Raw genomic sequence first — 16167 nt, 5'->3', positions numbered from 1 at the left:
GATGCGCGCCGGCGGGGGGCCGTCGCCGCCCCCCATCACCGAGCCGACCGTCGCGATGGCCTGCAGCGCGGTGAAGAGGCCTTCGCCCGTCGCGGTCTTGGGCGCCGGCTTCAGACCGTCGATCGCCGCCTTCACCGCCTCGCGATTGGTGGTCGGGGAGACCAGCAGCGAGGCGTTGGCCGCGAACTCAACCAGGCCCAGGTTGATGCCCGGCGTCAGCTGGCTGGCGAACTGGCTGGCCGCCTCCTCGGCGGCCTTGAGCCGGTTCGGCGGGACGTCGGTGGCCCGCATGGACTGCGAGATGTCGATGACCAGCACGATGACGGCCCGGTTGCGCGGGATGCGCATGTCATGGGTCGGGGTGGCCAGCGCGATGGTCAGCAGGACCAGGCTGAGCAGTGAGACGGCGATGGGAATGTGCCGCGTCGGCGACTGCGGCACGTTCGCCTCGGTGAACCGGCGCAGCCGGCGCCGGCGGCGGCCCTGGACCACGACGTAGACCGCGAGCAGAGCCAGGGGGAGCAAACCGAGCAACAGCATGCCCGGGCGTTGGAAGCCGTACAGCGGTAACGGGCCGATCCCCGGAAGCGACACCCGCCAGTAAAGAGGAGACTCGAGGGCCCGTCAAACGGGGCTATTCGCGCCTGAGCCGCCCGTCTACGAATTGCTCCAATTTCTCCCATTCCCGCACCGCCGCGGCGTACGGGGCCGAGGGCTTCCCGACCGAGCCGGGCTCGAGTACGTACGCCACCAGCTTGCCCAGCGGGCGGCCCGTCTCCAGCGCCTTGTCGACCGTGCCCTCCTCCGAGTAGTCGCCGACGTCGCGGAGCAGTTCGACGGCCAGGTCCAGCTGGTCGCGGTCCACGGCGTCCGGCCCGTCGGCGATGTCGTCGGCCAGCCCGCTCAGCACGTAGATGTTGTCCTCGGTGACCTTGACCTCCAGCGAACCGTCGGTGGCGGCGGTGCGGATGTCGTCGTAGGTGCTCAGGTCGGCCAGGTCGTGGTCGTGCTCGTCGGCCAGGTAGCGGGCCAGCGCGCGCTCGGAGGTGAACACGCTGATGCGCCCGTTGCGGCCCAGGAAGATCGGGCGGTCGTCGAGGTAGCACCGCAGGGTGTAGAAGGTGCCCGAACTCGTCATGATCCGAATCGGGTCGATGCCCACCTGCTGCCAGAAATCCTCGTCGCTGCCCAGGATCACCGTGTCGCCGGCCGCGCGGGGTTCCTCGGCCTCGGCCTCCACCGGCTCGTCGGCCTCGTCGTCGGCCTCGTCGTCGGCCTCGTCGACCGCTTCGGCGTCTTCCGCCTCTTCCTCTTCCTCGAGCTCTTCGGCCAGCTCGTCGGCGGCCTTGGCCGACAACTTGGCGTCCACCTCGGGCGTGGTGACGATGTCTTCGATCGCGCTGAGCACGTCGTCCCAGCTGCGCCCGATGATCTCGCCGAGCGCGTTCCAGCGTTTGAGGCCGGCCTTGCCGCTGAAGTGGTCGATCCCGCCGGACACCGTGCCCAACGTGGGGTTGCCGTTGAAGAACTTCGACACCGCGGCGAGCTCGCACACCGACCCGATGGACGAGACGAGCGCCAGCGTGCGGGCCAGCCCGGCCACCGACTCCTCGGTCGGCTTCTCCGACACCAGCTCCTCGACCGCGACCAGGTCGAACTGCGAGGCGGCGGCCGGATCGAACTTGTGCGCATGCGCGGAGGTCAGGTCCTTCCACGCCGGGTGGTCGACCAGGTCGTTGTCGGTGTCGGAGCGCACGAACGCGACCAGGTCGGCGACGGAGGAGAAGACGTACAGGTCCTCGTCCTTGCCCAGGAACGCCTCCCACTCGTCGCCGGCGTCGCGCCAGCGGGGTGCCCACACTGTGTAGTGGTCACCGTCGGACAGGCTCAGGCGGATGGGCACGAGGTCAGCAGCCATGCGGCACACAATAGCGACGGCGGGGGAAGGTGCCCGCCAGCGGCTAGCCCGGTGACGGCGAGCGCCGGGACGGCGCGAGAAAGGAACCGGGCAATCGAACCTAGCCCGGTGAAGGCGAGCGCCGGGACGGCGCGGTTGGGGGTCCCCGCTGGCGGGGGAGAACCGGGCGACCGAACCTAGCCCGGACCTAGCCCCAGATATCGGTGATCGGCGGCGCGCTGGCCGCGTATCCGGTTTTGGGCAGGCCGTACATCTGCTCGATCGTGGACAGCACGTTGTAGTGGTTGATCTGTTCGCTGTAATTGCCGGGACGGACGTGGGCGCCGTAGAAGATGGTGGGGATCTGGTTGCGGCTGCCGTTATCGTCCTCGTCGAACGTCACGATCAGCAGGCTGTTGTTGGCCGCCGCCCAATTGGCGTAGCCCGACAGCTGGCGGTTCAGCCAGGCGTCGGCCTGAGCGATCGAGCCGTCGTGCATGTTGTTGTCGTTGTTGGGGATGACGAACGACACCGTGGGCAGGCTGGCGTAGTTGCCCATCGGGAACGCGGAGAACGGCAGCGAGTTCGCCGGTGGCACGTTGGTGAAGTTGGCCCAGGGCACGTGTTTGCGTGCGTACTTGCCGGCGGTGCACGTCGGCGAGCCGACCGCGGGCAGGCCTTCGGCGAAGCCGACGAACGTGTAACCCGCGGCCAGCAATTCGGAACCCAGGTTGGGGGCGGCGCCGCCGTTGACCGGACACTGGTCCGTGGTCACCCCAAAGGTGTTGCCCGCGAACAGCGCCAGGTAATTCGGTTCGCTGGGATGCGTTTCGGCGAACGACTGGACCATGTTGGCCCCACCGGCGGCCAGCGCGGTGATGAAGGGCGCCGACTTGTTGCCGATAATGCCGTTTTCGGAGCGGTTCTCCTCGACCACGATCACGATGTGCGCGGGCTGCGGAATGGCCGCTGCCACAAGGCCTATCTGCTGAGTCAGCGGGCTTGCGGCCAGTCCGATCAAGGCGATCGCGCCGAGCACCCCGAGGACTCGAAAGGCCCTGCCCGTCAACCCCGTTGAACCCGTCATTCCGCTCAGCACTACGGGAGCATATGGGTGAACCCAGCATGCGGCCGGCGGCGACGCGGGCGGCTTCAGCGGGGCGTTAACGAAATGCGGCCGGATCGTTATATAAGGTCGAACATCGTGGAGGTGCGCGTTGTCGATCACCCGCTGGCGGTGGCCCGGCTGACGGCGATGCGCGACGAGCGCACCGAGAACGACGGTTTCCGGGCGGCGTTGCGTGACGTGACCGCGATGCTGATCTACGAGGCCACCAGGGACGCGCCCCGAGAGCTTTTTCCGATCCGCACGCCGCTGGCCGAGACGCAGGGCGTGCGGCTGGCCAGGCCGCCCCTGCTGGTGCCGGTGTTGCGGGCCGGGCTGGGCATGGTGGACCAGGCGCTCGCGCTACTGCCGCAGGCTCGGGTCGGATTCGTCGGCGTCGCCCGCAACGAGGAAACTCGTAGGGCGAGTGGCTATTTCGAGTCGCTGCCCGACGAGCTGGCCGGTCTGCCGGTGTTCGTCATGGATCCGATGCTGGCCACCGGCGGGTCGTTGCAGTACACCGTCGGCCTGTTGCTGGAACGCGGTGCGACCGACATCACGGTGTTGTGTGCGGTGGCCGCGCCCGAAGGCGTTGCCGCACTTGAGAAGAAGGCGCCAGGAGCGCGGCTGTTCACGGTGGCGGTTGACGACGGGCTCAACGAGAACGCCTACATCGTGCCGGGTCTCGGCGACGCGGGCGACCGCCAATACGGGCCGCGCTAGCTCATAAGCTCCGGGCCGTGGACACCAGCTCGTCGCGCAACGCCCCGGCGCGCCGCCGGGCCCGGTCCAGGTCGCCGGTCACCGCGCAGCGAACCTCGATGTAGCACTTGAGCTTCGGCTCCGTCCCGGAAGGCCGCACCACCAGCCTGACCGAAGCGTCGTCGTCGCCGCCGGTGAAGATCAGCGCGTCGGCGATGTCGGTGACGGTTGCGGTGAATCCGGCCAGCGTCTCCGGTGGCGTCTCGCGCAGCCGCCGCATCAGGTCGGCGGCCTCGGCGGCGTCGGCGACGCGGCGCGACACCGCCGCGACGTCGTGCACGCCGTACCGCCGTGCGAGCTCGTCGAGCGCGTCGGAAATTGAGCGGCCCCGGTCTTTGAGCGTGGCAACCAGATCGCACACCAGCACCGCGGCGCTGATGCCGTCCTTATCGCGCACGGCGTCCGGGTCGACGCAGTGCCCGATCGCCTCCTCGTAGGCGTACACCAGCGTGCCGCCGGGCACGTCGGCGTCGGCACGGGCCAGCCACTTGAAGCCGGTGAGGGTCTCGACGTGGGTGGCTCCGTACCGGCGCGCGACGGCAGCCAGCATCCGCGACGACACCACGGTGCTGGCCACCACCGCCCTTTGGGGATCGGCTGTCCGCGACAAGATGTAATCGCCTAGGAGCCAACCGGTTTCGTCCCCGGACAGCATCCGCCAGCCCGACCCGGTCGGGATGCCGACCGCGCATCGGTCGGCGTCGGGATCCAGCGCGATCGCGACGTCCGCCGCGACGTCCGCGGCCAATGCGAGCAGCGCGTCGGTGGCGCCGGGCTCCTCGGGATTGGGGAAGGCGACGGTGGGAAACTCCGGGTCCGGAGCGAACTGGGCTCCCACGGTATGCACCTGCTCAAAGCCGGCGCGTTGCAACGCTTCCACGGCCACGGCGCCGCCCACCCCGTGCAGCGGGGTCAGGGCCACCCGCGCCGAACCGGTGGCGCGCCGCACCGCCGCGGCCCGCGCGATGTAGCGCTCGACCAGATCGGTGGCGGCGGCTTGCACCGGAGTTCGGGGGATTTCGTCGGCCGGGGGAGCGGCGGTCATCGCGGCCTCGATCTCGCGGTCGGTGGGGGAGACGATCTGGATGCCGCCGTCCGTGTAGACCTTGTAGCCGTTGTCAGTCGGCGGGTTGTGCGAGGCGGTGATCTGTACCCCGGCCGCGGCGCCGGTGCGGCGCACGGCGAACGCGAGCACTGGCGTCGGCACCGGCCCGGGCAGCAGCAACACCGAGAACCCTTGCGCGGCAAGGACTTCAGCGGTGACGGTGGCGAAAACTGCGGAGCCGTGCCGGGAGTCGCGCCCGACGATCACCGGCGAGTCGGCCAGGCCACGCGCGTCGAGCACCCGCGCCACCGCCCAGGTGGCGCGCGACACCACCGCCACGTTCATGGCGTCGGGCCCGCCGCGCACCGGACCGCGCAGGCCCGCGGTGCCGAACGTGAGCGGGTGTGCGAAGCGTGCGGCGAGCTCGTCGGGGCCGCACGCCGCGAGCTCGGCGGCCGTCGCCGGGTCGGGATCGTGTGCGATCCATTGGTCGGGCGTCATTTCAAAGCCGGGCCACGACGCCGGCCAGCAGCGCGCCCATTCGTCCGGCCGACGCGGCGCCGGCGGCGAGCACCTCCGCGTGGCTCAACGGTTCGCCGCTGATCCCGGCGGCCAGGTTGGTGACCAGCGACACCCCCAGCACCTCGGCACCGGCCGCCCGGGCCGCGATGGTCTCGTGCACGGTCGACATGCCGACCAGGTCGGCGCCCAGCATTCGCAGCATGCGCACCTCGGCGGGCGTCTCGTAATGCGGGCCCGGCAGGCCGGCGTAAACGCCCTCGGCGACTGCCGGGTCGACCTGGCGGGCGAGGTCGCGCAGCCGCCGCGCGTAGGCGTCGGTCAGGTCCACGAACTGCGGGCCGACGAGCGGCGACCGCGCGGTCAGGTTGAGGTGGTCGCTGATCAGCACCGGCTGGCCCACCGCCAGGTCGGGCCGCAAGCTGCCGGCCGCATTGGTGAGCACGACGATGCGCGCCCCGGCCGCGCAGGCCGCCCGCACCGCGTGCACGACGTGGCACAGGTCGTGGCCCTCGTAGGCGTGCACGCGACCGACCAGCGCCAGCACCCGGTGCTCGCCGATGCGCGTCGAGATCAGCTCTCCGGTGTGCCCGACGGCGGTTGGCGGCGCGAACCCGGGCACGTCGGCCTGGGGCAGCACGGCCGTCGGCGAGCCGAGCGCGGAAACCGCGGGCCGCCAGCCGGATCCGAGCACGATGGCGACGTCGTGCTCGGGTACGCCGGTGCGCTCTCCGATGACCTGCGCCGCTCTCCGCGCGAGGTCGGCGGGGTCGAGCGGGGGTTCGGCCACAGTCGGGGAGCTTAGCGGCGCGGTGGCACTCGCCGGAATATGTGAAAATCTGCCGCATGAATCTTCGTAGGTGGCCGGTTGTCGGCCTCGCCGTCGCCGTCGCGGTGTCGGTGCTTTCGATCACGACCGGCCCCCTGGCGCCGGCGCGGGCCGACGGATGTCCCGACGTTCAGCTGATCTTCGCCCGCGGCACGGCCGAGCCGCCGGGGCTCGGGGTCGCCGGAGACGCGCTGCTCGCCGCGCTACAGCCCGCCCTCGGCTCGCGCAGCGTCGACGCGTACGCGGTGAACTATCCGGCCAGCTACAACTTCCTGCAAACCGCCGACGCCGCCAACGACGCGCGCGACCACATCGCGCAGATGGTCGACCAGTGCCCGGCGACGAAGCTGGTGCTCGGCGGCTTCTCCCAGGGCGCCGCCGCGGTCTCGATGCTGGCCGGGGTGCCGCCGCTGGGTGAACGCATCGGCAACTTCGGTTCGGCTCCCGCGCTGGATCCCGGCCTGGCGAACAAGGTCAGGGCGGTGGCGGTGTTCGGCAACCCCGGCAACCGGTTCAACACGCCCCTTTCGACGGCGGGCCAGTTCGCCGGCCGGGCCATCGACATCTGCAGCCCCGGTGATCCGGTGTGCGTGGTCGGCGGTCGGGACCGGGATGCCCACCACGATTACGGTGTGCCGCCCTATCCCGGACAGGCGGCGGGATTCATCGCCGGACTGGTGTAACTCAGCTCCCGGCGTCGCGGTGGGATACTGCGAGAATGCCCACCACCGCATTGGACCGCCCCTCAGACAGGGTCGAGGACGTCGTGCGGCGACGGGCCTCCGAACTGGTTGAGCTCTCCCACGCCATCCACGCCGAGCCCGAGCTGGCGTTCGCCGAGCATCGCAGCTGCGCCAAGGCCCAGGCGCTGGTCGCCGAACGCGGCTTCGAGATCACCGCGTCCGCCGGTGGCCTGGACACCGCCTTTCGCGCCGACTTCGGCAGCGGGCCGCTGACGATCGGGGTGTGCGCCGAGTACGACGCGCTGCCCGAGATCGGGCACGCCTGCGGCCACAACATCATCGCCGCGTCGGCGGTGGGCACCGCGCTGGCGCTGGCCGAGGTGGCCGACGACCTGGGCCTGCGGGTGGCTCTGATCGGCACCCCGGCCGAGGAGGCGGGCGGCGGCAAGGCTCTGCTTCTGCAGGCCGGGATGTTCGACGACGTCACGGCGGCGGTGATGCTGCATCCCGGGCCGGCCGACATCGCCGCGGCCCGTTCGCTCGCGCTGTCGGAAGCGACCGTGCAATACCGTGGCAAGGAATCCCATGCTGCCGTCGCGCCGCATCAAGGGATCAACGCCGCCGATGCGGTGACCGTCGCACAGGTGGCCATCGGGCTGTTGCGGCAGCAGCTGGCCCCCGGCCAACTGGTGCACGGAATAGTCACCGACGGCGGTCAGGCGGTCAACGTGATCCCCGGGCGCGCGACGTTGCTGTATGCGATGCGGGCGGTCGAATCGGATTCGTTGAAGCAGTTGGAGGGCAGGATGTACGCGTGCTTCGCCGCGGGTGCGCTGGCCACCGGCTGTGAATACGAAATCGACAACCCGGCACCGCCCTACGACGAACTCAGGCCCGACGAATGGCTGGCCGACGTCTTCCGCGAGGAGACGCGCCGGCTCGGGCGCGACCCGGTGGCCCGCGAGTTCGAAACGGCGCTGCCCATGGGCAGCACCGACATGGGCAACGTGACGCACGTGATGCCGGGCATCCATCCGGTGGTCGGAGTCGACGCCGGCGGCGCCATGGTGCACCAGCGCGCCTTCGCCACGGCCGCCGCCGGCCCCAGCGCCGACCGCGCCGTCGTCGAGGGCGCGATCATGCTGGCCCGCACCGTGGTTCGGCTGGCCCAGACGCCCGCCGAACGTGACCGCGTCATGGCCGCGCACGAACGGCGGGCGCACGCATGAGCCTCGCCGACGCCGCCACCTCCTGGCTCGCCGCACACCACGACGACCTGGTCGAGTGGCGCCGGCACATCCACCGCTACCCCGAGCTGGGCCGCCAGGAGTACGCCACCACCCAGTTCGTCGCCGAGCGGCTGGCCGACGCGGGCCTCAACCCGAAGGTGCTGCCCGGTGGCACGGGACTGGTCTGCGACCTCGGGCCCGAACACGAACCGCGGATCGCGTTGCGGGCCGACATGGACGCCCTGCCCATGGCCGAGCGGACCGGCGCGCCGTACACCTCCACGATGCCCAACGTCGCGCACGCCTGCGGCCACGACGCCCACACCGCGATCCTGCTCGGCACCGCGCTGACCCTGGCGTCGGTGCCGGAGCTGCCGGTCGGCGTGCGGCTGATCTTCCAGGCCGCCGAGGAGCTGATGCCCGGCGGCGCGATCGACGCCATCGCCGCCGGCGCGATCACCGGGGTGTCGCGGATCTTCGCCCTGCACTGCGACCCCCGGCTCGAGGTCGGCCAGATTGCGGTCCGGCACGGGCCCATCACCTCGGCGGCCGACCAGATCGAGATCACCCTGCATTCCCCGGGCGGGCACACGTCCCGTCCGCACCTGACCGCCGACCTGGTCTATGGGCTCGGCACGCTGATCACCGGGCTGCCCGGGGTATTGTCCCGTCGCATCGACCCCCGCAACGGCACCGTGTTGGTGTGGGGCGCGGTCAACGCGGGGGTGGCCGCGAACGCCATTCCGCAGACCGGGGTGCTGGGCGGCACGGTCCGCACCGCGAGCCGGCAGACCTGGGTGGGCCTCGAGGAGATCATCCGCGAGACGGTGTCGGCGCTGCTGGCCCCGCTGGGCATCGACCACACGCTTCAATACCGGCGCGGCGTGCCGCCGGTGGTCAACGAGGACGTCTCGACACGCATCCTCACCCACGCGATCGAGGCGATCGGCCCGGACGCGCTGGCCGACACCCGCCAGTCCGGCGGGGGCGAGGACTTCTCCTGGTACCTCGAGGAGATTCCCGGCGCGATGGCGCGACTGGGCGTGTGGTCGGGCCAGGGGCCGCAGCTGGATCTGCACCAGCCGACGTTCGACCTCGACGAGCGCGCCCTGGCGATCGGGCTGCGCGTGATGGTCAACATCGTCGAGCAGTCGGCCGCGTTCTCGCTGCCCTAGGAGCCGGTCTCCTGGTCGCGAGCGTGCGTGTTTGCACGGCGACACGCTGCGTCGACTGGCATTCTGTGCACGGTCGGTGAAGTGAATTGTCGATCAATCGTTAAGCCCCGACCATTGCCCGCATGCGTTCCGAGCTCAGTCGCCTGCTCGACGTCCAAGGCGGGGTGGTTACCTCCGCTCAGGCACTGAGATTCCTCACCCGGCGAGAATTGGAAGCACACCTGGAACATGGTGCGCTCCATAAGATTTGGTACGGCGTTTACGGCCGCGGTGAGGTGACCACAGCATTGCGACTGCGCGGCCTTGACCTTGCGGCCGGTACGACGGTCGTGGCCTGCATGGGTACCGCCGCCGCTGCCCACGGGTTTGACACCGAACGCACGACGGACGTGCACGTGCTGAATCCGATCGGTCGGCAGTTGCGATCGACTGACGGCCTTGTCGTGCACCGGCGGCACGGAGCGCCGTTGTCCGTAATCGGTGAGCGGCCGGTGACCGCCCCCGCTTGGACGGCGATCGAGGTTGCGCGCGCCTTAAGCCGGCCGCGCGCGCTCGCGACCTTAGACGCCGCCCTGCGCAGCGGCACGTGTCAGCCCGAACAGTTGGAATCCGCGACGAGGGGACAACGCGGCCGCCGGGGTATCGCGACCGTGCGCGGTCTGCTCGGTTTGGCCTCTCCGCTGGCGGAGTCGCCGATGGAAAGCGAAACCCGCCTGGTCATGATCGACGGCGGCCTGCCGCCTCCCGTCCTGCAATATGAGCTGGCGGACCAGGGGGGCCGTACGTGGCGGCTCGACTTCGCGTGGCCCGAGGTTCGCGTCGGCGCGGAGTACGACGGTGTCGACTGGCACAGTGGGCCCGAGGCATTCCTACGGGATCGCCGTCGCTTGTCTGCACTCCAGCAGCTGGGGTGGTTGATAGTGCCCATCGTCGCCGAGGACGTCAGATATCGGCCTCGCGAACTCATCCGCCGCCTCGAGATGCATCTACGACGGGCCGCGTGAGCGTGCGCAGAATGCCGGCTGTGTCGGCGTGTCCTCGTACAAACACGCACGCTCGCGGGAAGCCTGCCCTAGGAGCCGGTTCCCGGGCCGATGTTGTGGGCGGGTCGAGTTCGCAGGTTGTGCACGTAATCAGCTGGGGCTCCGGCGATTTCGGCCGCATCGGCCATCACGCCGAGATAGCGTGCGGACGGCAGGCCGCCCTCCCAGGCGTCGAGCACATACAGCCACGCCAGTACGGGGTCGGTGCTGGTGTCCGATGAGATGCGCTCCACCCGGCAGCGGATCTTCTTGTGGACCCCGAACTCCGAGCCCTCCCACCGGTCGAGGTTCTTCTCGTCGGAAGGGGTCATGTCGTAGAGGACGACGAACACCTTGGAATTCGGGTCTTCGACGACGGTGGCCAGTGCGCCTTCCCAGCCGATGTCCTCGCCCCCGAACGTCAAGCGCCACCCGTGCAACCAGCCCGTTCCGGCCATCGGCGAGTGGGGTGCGCGCTTGAGCATCTGCTCAGGATCCATGTTCGACCCGTAGGCGGCGTAGAGCGGCACGGGGAAAGCTTAGACGTCACGGGCACGAACGGTCTTCTCCGAAGCGCTTCGCCGGGCTGCATGGTGGCGGGCGCCCCCGCTAGGTTGGGGCTGTGGCGACCCGCATCGTGATCCTCGGTGGAGGCCCGGCCGGTTACGAAGCCGCGCTGGTGGCCGCCACCTCCCACCCCGACAGCACCCACGTCACGGTGATCGACTCCGACGGGATCGGCGGCGCGGCCGTGCTGGACGACTGCGTGCCCTCCAAGACGTTCATCGCCTCGACGTGGCTGCGCACCGAGCTGCGCCGGGCGCCGCGGCTGGGGTTCGACATCGACATCGACGACGCCAAGCTGTCCCTGCCGCAGATCCATGCCCGGGTCAAGCAACTGGCCACCGAGCAGTCGGCCGACATCACTGAACAGCTGCTCGCCATGGGCGTGCACGTTTTCGCCGGGCACGGCGAGCTGATCGACCCTACGCCCGGGCTGGCCTGCCACCGGATCAAGGCGACTCATTCCGGTTCGGGGCCCGACGGCCCCGTTACCAGGGAGTACGAGGCCGACGTCGTGCTGATCGCGACGGGCGCCAGCCCGCGGGTCCTGCCGTCCGCGCAGCCGGACGGCGAGCGGATCCTGACCTGGCGACAGCTCTACAACCTGGAGGCGCTGCCCGAACACCTGATCGTGGTCGGGTCGGGCGTCACGGGCGCCGAGTTCGTGCACGCCTACACCGAGCTGGGCGTGCCGGTTACGGTGGTCGCCAGCCGGGACCGGGTGCTGCCCTACGAGGACGCCGACGCCGCTCTGGTCCTGGAAGAGGCGTTTTCCGAGCGCGGGGTCGAGCTGGTCAAGAACGCCCGCGCCCAGTCGGTCACCCGCACCGACGGCGGCGTGCTGGTCACCCTGGCCGACGGGCGCACCGTCGAGGGCAGCCATGCCCTGATGACCATCGGGTCGGTCCCCAACACCGGCGGCCTCGGGCTGGATCGCGTCGGCATCGAGCTGGGCCGCGGCGGCTACCTCACCGTGGACCGGGTGTCGCGTACCTCGGTGGCCGGCATCTATGCCGCCGGTGACTGCACCGGCCTGCTGCCGCTGGCGTCGGTCGCCGCGATGCAGGGCCGGATCGCGATGTATCACGCGCTGGGCGAGGGAGTCAGCCCGATCCGGTTGCGCACGGTGGCGGCGACGGTGTTCACCCGGCCGGAGATCGCGGCCGTCGGCGTGCCGCAAACGATGATCGACAACGGTTCGGTGTCGGCCCGCACGATCATGCTGCCGCTGCGGACCAACGCGCGGGCCAAGATGTCCGGGCTGCGACAGGGTTTCGTGAAAATGTTCTGCCGGAAGTCCACCGGCGTGGTGATCGGCGGCGTGGTGGTGGCCCCGATCGCCTCGGAACTGATCCTTCCGATCGCCGTGGCCGTCCAAAACCGCATCACGGTCAACGAGCTGGCGCAGACGCTCGCCGTTTACCCGTCGTTGTCCGGTTCGATCACCGAGGCCGCTCGTCGGCTGATGGCGCATGACGATCTCGACTAGCCTTGGTTCGACACGGGCCTACTGACGAGTAACCGGGTGAGGAGTCCTCTGCCGTGATCGATCCGATCCACGCCCCCAGCGAACTGGGCTCGCCGGCGGCCGTGCTGGGACCGCAGCACCGCGAGGTGGCCTGGGAGCGGCTCGGCACCGAGCAGTTCGACGTCGTCGTCATCGGCGGTGGCGTGGTGGGCTCCGGTTGCGCGCTGGACGCCGCCACGCGCGGGCTCAAGGTGGCGCTGGTCGAGGCGCGCGATTTCGCGTCGGGCACCTCGAGCCGTTCGTCGAAGATGTTCCACGGCGGGTTGCGGTATCTCGAACAGCTGGAGTTCGGCCTGGTGCGCGAGGCGCTCTACGAACGGGAGCTGTCGCTGACCACCCTGGCGCCGCATCTGGTCAAGCCGATGCCGTTCCTGTTTCCGCTGACCAACCGGGTATGGGAACGGCCCTACATCGCCGCCGGCATCTTCCTCTACGACCGGATGGGCGGTGCGAAATCCGTTCCGGCACAGAAACATCTGACCCGCGCCGGCGCATTGCGTTTAAGCCCTGGCTTGAAGCGGACGTCATTGATCGGCGGAATCCGTTACTACGACACCGTTGTCGACGATGCCCGGCACACCATGACCGTCGCGCGTACCGCCGCGCACTACGGCGCCGTGGTGCGAACCTCCACCCAGGTGGTCGCCATGCTGCGCGAGGGCGACCGGGTGACCGGCGTGCGGGTCCGTGACTCCGAGGACGGGTCGATCACCGAAGTCCGCGGCCACGTCGTGGTCAATGCGACCGGGGTGTGGACCGACGAGATTCAGGCTTTATCCAAGCAGCGCGGGCGATTTCAGGTGCGCGCCTCCAAGGGCGTGCACGTGGTGGTTCCGCGCGACCGCATCGTCAGCGACGTCGCCATCATCCTGCGCACCGAGAAGTCGGTGATGTTCGTCATCCCGTGGGGCAGCCACTGGATCATCGGCACCACCGACACCGACTGGAACCTGGACCTGGCCCACCCCGCCGCCACCAAGGCCGACATCGACTACATCCTGCAGACGGTCAACACCGTGCTGGCCATCCCGCTGACCCACGCCGACATCGACGGCGTGTACGCGGGGCTGCGGCCGCTGCTGGCCGGGGAGAGCGAGGAGACCTCCAAGCTGTCGCGCGAGCACGCCGTCGCGGTGCCCGCACCCGGCCTGGTGGCGATCGCCGGCGGCAAGTACACCACCTATCGGGTGATGGCCGCCGATGCGATCGACGCCGCGGCCCAGTTCGTCCCGGCCCGCGTGGCGCCCTCGATCACCGAGAAGGTCGGCCTGCTGGGCGCCGACGGGTACTTCGCCCTGGTAAATCAGGCCGAACACGTTGCGGCGCTGCAGGGTTTGCATCCGTACCGGGTGCGGCATCTGCTGGATCGCTACGGTTCGCTGATCGGCGACGTGCTGGGTCTGGCGGCCGGAAAGGCCGACCTGCTCAGCCCGATCACGGAGGCGCCGGGCTACCTGAAGGTGGAGGCCCTGTACGCCGTCACCGCCGAGGGGGCGCTGCACCTGGAGGACATCCTGGCCCGCCGGATGCGCATCTCCATCGAATACTCGCACCGCGGCGTCGACTGCGCCCGCGAGGTTGCCGACGTGGTCGCCCCGGTGCTGGGCTGGAGCGAGGCGGACGTCGAGCGCGAGGTGGCGAACTATTCCGCGCGGGTGGAGGCCGAGATCTTGTCGCAGGCCCAGCCCGACGACGTGTCGGCCGACGAGCTGCGGGCCAGCGCCCCGGAGGCGCGCGCGGAGATCCTCGAGCCGGTACCGCTGAATTGAGCGCGTGGTGAGGCCGGCGCCGCTGCCGGTGCGGGACGGGCTAGGCCCGGCGCGGGTACGGCTGCGCGGCGGACCGGTCCGGGCCGAGCTGACCGCCCGGTTCGGCGCCGGGGCTTTGAGCGGACCGGTTGTCGACGCCGACGGCGCGGTGGTCGACGAGGCCACGGTGCTGCCCGCCGGATCACACGTGTTTCTGTACCGGGAGCTGCCTCATGAGGTTCCGGTGCCGTTCGATATCCCTGTGCTGCATCGCGACGCGAACATGGTGGTGGTCGACAAGCCGCACTTTTTGGCCACCATGCCCCGCGGCCGGCACGTGGCTCAGACCGCGCTCGTGCGGCTGCGCCGGGAACTGGGCCTGCCGGAGCTGAGCCCGGCCCACCGGCTCGACCGGCTGACCGCCGGGGTGTTGGTGTTCACGGCGCGCCGCGAGGTGCGCGGCGCGTACCAGACGCTGTTCTCGCGGGGGCTGGTGCGCAAGACGTATCTGGCGCGCGCCGCCGTGGATCCCACACTGGTGTCGCCGCGCGTCGTGCGCAGCCGGATCGTCAAGCGGCGCGGCGTCTTACAGGCCACCTGCGAACCGGGACCGCCCAACGCGGAGACGCTGGTTGAGCTGATTTCCCCGGACGGCCTGTACCGGCTGACCCCGCGCACCGGGCGCACCCACCAGCTGCGCGTGCACATGGCCGCCCTCGGCGTGCCGATCGACGGTGACCCGTTGTACCCCAACGTTATTGACGTGCCCGCCGACGACTTCAGCACGCCGCTGCGGCTGCTGGCGCAGCGCGTCGAGTTCGACGATCCGGTGACCGCGGCGCGCCGCGAGTTCGTCAGCGGGCGACCGGGACCGTAGTTCCGCTCGGTCCGTCGTGCCAATGGCTTGCCGGGCGCGCGCTCTAGGTGGACAGTCGTACTGAAAACCTCGAACGCTTCGGAGGGCGCCGAATGGAGATCGTCCCGTCGGGCCTGGGCTTTGCTGCAGAAGTGTGTGGGGTCAGCATTCAGGACGTCTCGGCATCGGAGGTCGCGCACGCAGCGGTACGCGCGGCGTTCGAGGAGCATTCGGTCCTGGTGTTCCGAGATCAGGACGTCACCGACGAAGCGCAGCTCGCCTTCTCCCGCCGCTTCGGTCCGCTGGAGGTCACCAAGGTCGGTTCGGACGGGCATGGCACCAACCTCGTCATCCTCAAGACCCTCGACGAGGCGGGGAACGTTGTGCCCGAAGGCCACCGGCTTGCCCTGGAGAACAAGGCCAACCAGCTCTGGCATACCGACAGCTCGTTCAAGCGCGTCCCGGCGCTCGCTTCGGTGTTGTCTTCGCGCGTCATTCCAGGGCATGGAGGTGAGACCGAGTATGTCTCCACCCGGCTCGCCTTCGAGCGCCTCGATCCCGGGTTGCAACGGCGGCTGGAAGATTGCTTTGCCTGGCACGAGTACGCCTATTCGCGCGGCAAGATCGCGCCCGATCTGGCCGGCCCGGCCGAGCGCGCGGCGCTGCCACCGCAATGCTGGCGCCTGGTGTGGCGCAATCCGGTCAACGGCCGCAAGGCGCTCTATTTGGCCTCGCACGCGTACACGATCGAGGGGATGGCGCCGGCGGCGGCGCGGGAGCTGATCGCCGGGCTGACCGAGGCAGCGACTGCCCGTGAGGCCCGATTCGTGCACTCGTGGCGCGAGGGCGACGTGGTGATGTGGGATAACCGCGCGATCATGCATCGCGGCCGGCCGTGGCCGGCGGGGGAGCCGCGCTTCATGGTGCGGAGCACGATTTCCGCGACGGCCGCGGACGGGCTGGAGGCCATGCGGTTGTCGTAGCCGGGTGGCATACTCGAACCTATGTTCGATTCGAGGGTGTCGCCGGAGGTGGTTGCTGAGTTTGACGAGCACTTCGAGCGGCGGTATCCGTCGGCGACGCCGGAGTCGGCGGCGTTTCTTGCCGAGGCCGGCCGGTGCGTACGGACGGAGAATCGGGCGGTGGCCGGGCAGTTGGCCGCGATCGGGGAGTTGTTTGCCTATCGGTTGTCGCGGTGTGCGGAG

General features: G+C 70.0%; 15 protein-coding genes and 1 pseudogene. 10 read left to right on the top strand and 6 right to left on the bottom strand.

Annotation, left to right across the window (positions count from 1 at the left end; translation table 11 throughout):
* The 3 genes from A5678_RS00515 to A5678_RS00505 all read right to left on the bottom strand — a co-directional run.
* The coding region (locus tag A5678_RS00515; RefSeq protein WP_156746702.1) for a VWA domain-containing protein at positions 1–594 on the bottom strand (594 nt) is incomplete at its 3' end.
* 40 nt (positions 595–634) lie between these two features.
* Positions 635–1918 (bottom strand): primosomal protein, encoded by a 1284-nt coding sequence (locus A5678_RS00510; RefSeq protein WP_068036835.1) that lies wholly within the window; start codon positions 1916–1918, stop codon positions 635–637.
* Positions 1919–2105: 187 nt separating this feature from the next.
* On the bottom strand, positions 2106–2984 hold the full coding sequence (locus A5678_RS00505; RefSeq protein WP_068036833.1) for an alkaline phosphatase family protein: 879 nt from the start codon (positions 2982–2984) through the stop codon (positions 2106–2108).
* Positions 2985–3101: 117 nt separating this feature from the next.
* Here A5678_RS00505 and upp point away from each other — a divergent pair, with 117 nt between their 5' ends.
* A complete protein-coding gene (upp, locus tag A5678_RS00500; RefSeq protein ID WP_068036831.1) occupies positions 3102–3725 on the top strand; it encodes a uracil phosphoribosyltransferase in 624 nt (207 codons plus the stop codon).
* A gap of 1 nt (position 3726) precedes the next feature.
* Here the strand turns inward: upp and A5678_RS00495 are convergent, their stop codons facing one another.
* Positions 3727–5310, bottom strand: a complete 1584-nt coding sequence (locus A5678_RS00495; protein ID WP_068036828.1) for a phospho-sugar mutase — start codon at positions 5308–5310, stop codon at positions 3727–3729.
* Between the two features lies 1 nt (position 5311).
* The gene (locus A5678_RS00490) at positions 5312–6118 is read right to left on the bottom strand and encodes a purine-nucleoside phosphorylase (protein WP_068036825.1); all 807 of its coding nucleotides are present in this window, start codon (positions 6116–6118) and stop codon (positions 5312–5314) included.
* Positions 6119–6174: 56 nt separating this feature from the next.
* On the opposite strand from A5678_RS00490, the gene A5678_RS00485 reads away from it, so the two are divergent.
* The 4 genes from A5678_RS00485 (at position 6175) to A5678_RS00470 (ending at position 10248) form a co-directional block, all read left to right on the top strand.
* Complete coding sequence (locus A5678_RS00485) at positions 6175–6840, top strand: cutinase family protein (RefSeq protein ID WP_068036823.1); 666 nt, start codon at positions 6175–6177, stop codon at positions 6838–6840.
* Positions 6841–6875: 35 nt separating this feature from the next.
* Complete coding sequence (locus A5678_RS00480) at positions 6876–8069, top strand: M20 family metallopeptidase (RefSeq protein ID WP_068036821.1); 1194 nt, start codon at positions 6876–6878, stop codon at positions 8067–8069.
* A complete protein-coding gene (locus A5678_RS00475) occupies positions 8066–9244 on the top strand; it encodes an amidohydrolase (RefSeq protein ID WP_068036818.1) in 1179 nt (392 codons plus the stop codon). Before A5678_RS00480 ends, A5678_RS00475 begins: the two co-directional genes overlap by 4 nt.
* A 122-nt stretch (positions 9245–9366) precedes the next feature.
* Positions 9367–10248, top strand: coding sequence for a hypothetical protein (locus A5678_RS00470; RefSeq protein WP_068036812.1), 882 nt, complete (start codon positions 9367–9369; stop codon positions 10246–10248).
* Between the two features lie 68 nt (positions 10249–10316).
* On the opposite strand, the gene A5678_RS00465 is transcribed toward A5678_RS00470, so the two are convergent.
* Positions 10317–10796 carry a gamma-glutamylcyclotransferase gene (locus A5678_RS00465; protein WP_068036810.1) on the bottom strand — a complete coding sequence of 160 codons (480 nt, stop codon included), beginning with the start codon at positions 10794–10796 and terminating at the stop codon, positions 10317–10319.
* Between the two features lie 92 nt (positions 10797–10888).
* On the opposite strand from A5678_RS00465, the gene A5678_RS00460 reads away from it, so the two are divergent.
* From A5678_RS00460 to A5678_RS00440, 5 genes and pseudogenes are all read left to right on the top strand, one after another.
* On the top strand, positions 10889–12319 hold the full coding sequence (locus A5678_RS00460) for an NAD(P)H-quinone dehydrogenase (protein ID WP_068036808.1): 1431 nt from the start codon (positions 10889–10891) through the stop codon (positions 12317–12319).
* A 53-nt stretch (positions 12320–12372) separates the two neighbouring features.
* Complete coding sequence (locus tag A5678_RS00455) at positions 12373–14127, top strand: glycerol-3-phosphate dehydrogenase/oxidase (protein WP_068036806.1); 1755 nt, start codon at positions 12373–12375, stop codon at positions 14125–14127.
* 7 nt (positions 14128–14134) lie between these two features.
* A complete protein-coding gene (locus A5678_RS00450; RefSeq protein WP_068036838.1) occupies positions 14135–14983 on the top strand; it encodes a pseudouridine synthase in 849 nt (282 codons plus the stop codon).
* Positions 14984–15075: 92 nt separating this feature from the next.
* Positions 15076–15945, top strand: coding sequence for a TauD/TfdA family dioxygenase (locus A5678_RS00445; RefSeq protein ID WP_068036803.1), 870 nt, complete (start codon positions 15076–15078; stop codon positions 15943–15945).
* 21 nt (positions 15946–15966) lie between these two features.
* Positions 15967–16167 (top strand): annotated as a pseudogene (locus A5678_RS00440) (hypothetical protein); the annotation flags it as partial.

This window comes from Mycobacterium sp. E2733 (assembly GCF_001667585.1).
In the GTDB taxonomy this organism is placed as follows: domain Bacteria; phylum Actinomycetota; class Actinomycetes; order Mycobacteriales; family Mycobacteriaceae; genus Mycobacterium.
This window is presented reverse-complemented; position numbering and strand designations above follow the sequence as displayed.

What these genes read in the sequence shown, in the direction of transcription:
- A5678_RS00475 (WP_068036818.1), top strand. Translation starts at nt 8,066, where the DNA reads ATGAGCCTCGCCGACGCCGCCACCTCCTGGCTCGCCGCACACCACGAC.
- A5678_RS00495 (WP_068036828.1), bottom strand. Translation starts at nt 5,310, where the DNA reads ATGACGCCCGACCAATGGATCGCACACGATCCCGACCCGGCGACGGCC.
- A5678_RS00505 (WP_068036833.1), bottom strand. Translation starts at nt 2,984, where the DNA reads ATGACGGGTTCAACGGGGTTGACGGGCAGGGCCTTTCGAGTCCTCGGG.
- A5678_RS00485 (WP_068036823.1), top strand. Translation starts at nt 6,175, where the DNA reads ATGAATCTTCGTAGGTGGCCGGTTGTCGGCCTCGCCGTCGCCGTCGCG.
- A5678_RS00470 (WP_068036812.1), top strand. Translation starts at nt 9,367, where the DNA reads ATGCGTTCCGAGCTCAGTCGCCTGCTCGACGTCCAAGGCGGGGTGGTT.
- A5678_RS00480 (WP_068036821.1), top strand. Translation starts at nt 6,876, where the DNA reads ATGCCCACCACCGCATTGGACCGCCCCTCAGACAGGGTCGAGGACGTC.
- A5678_RS00510 (WP_068036835.1), bottom strand. Translation starts at nt 1,918, where the DNA reads ATGGCTGCTGACCTCGTGCCCATCCGCCTGAGCCTGTCCGACGGTGAC.
- A5678_RS00445 (WP_068036803.1), top strand. Translation starts at nt 15,076, where the DNA reads ATGGAGATCGTCCCGTCGGGCCTGGGCTTTGCTGCAGAAGTGTGTGGG.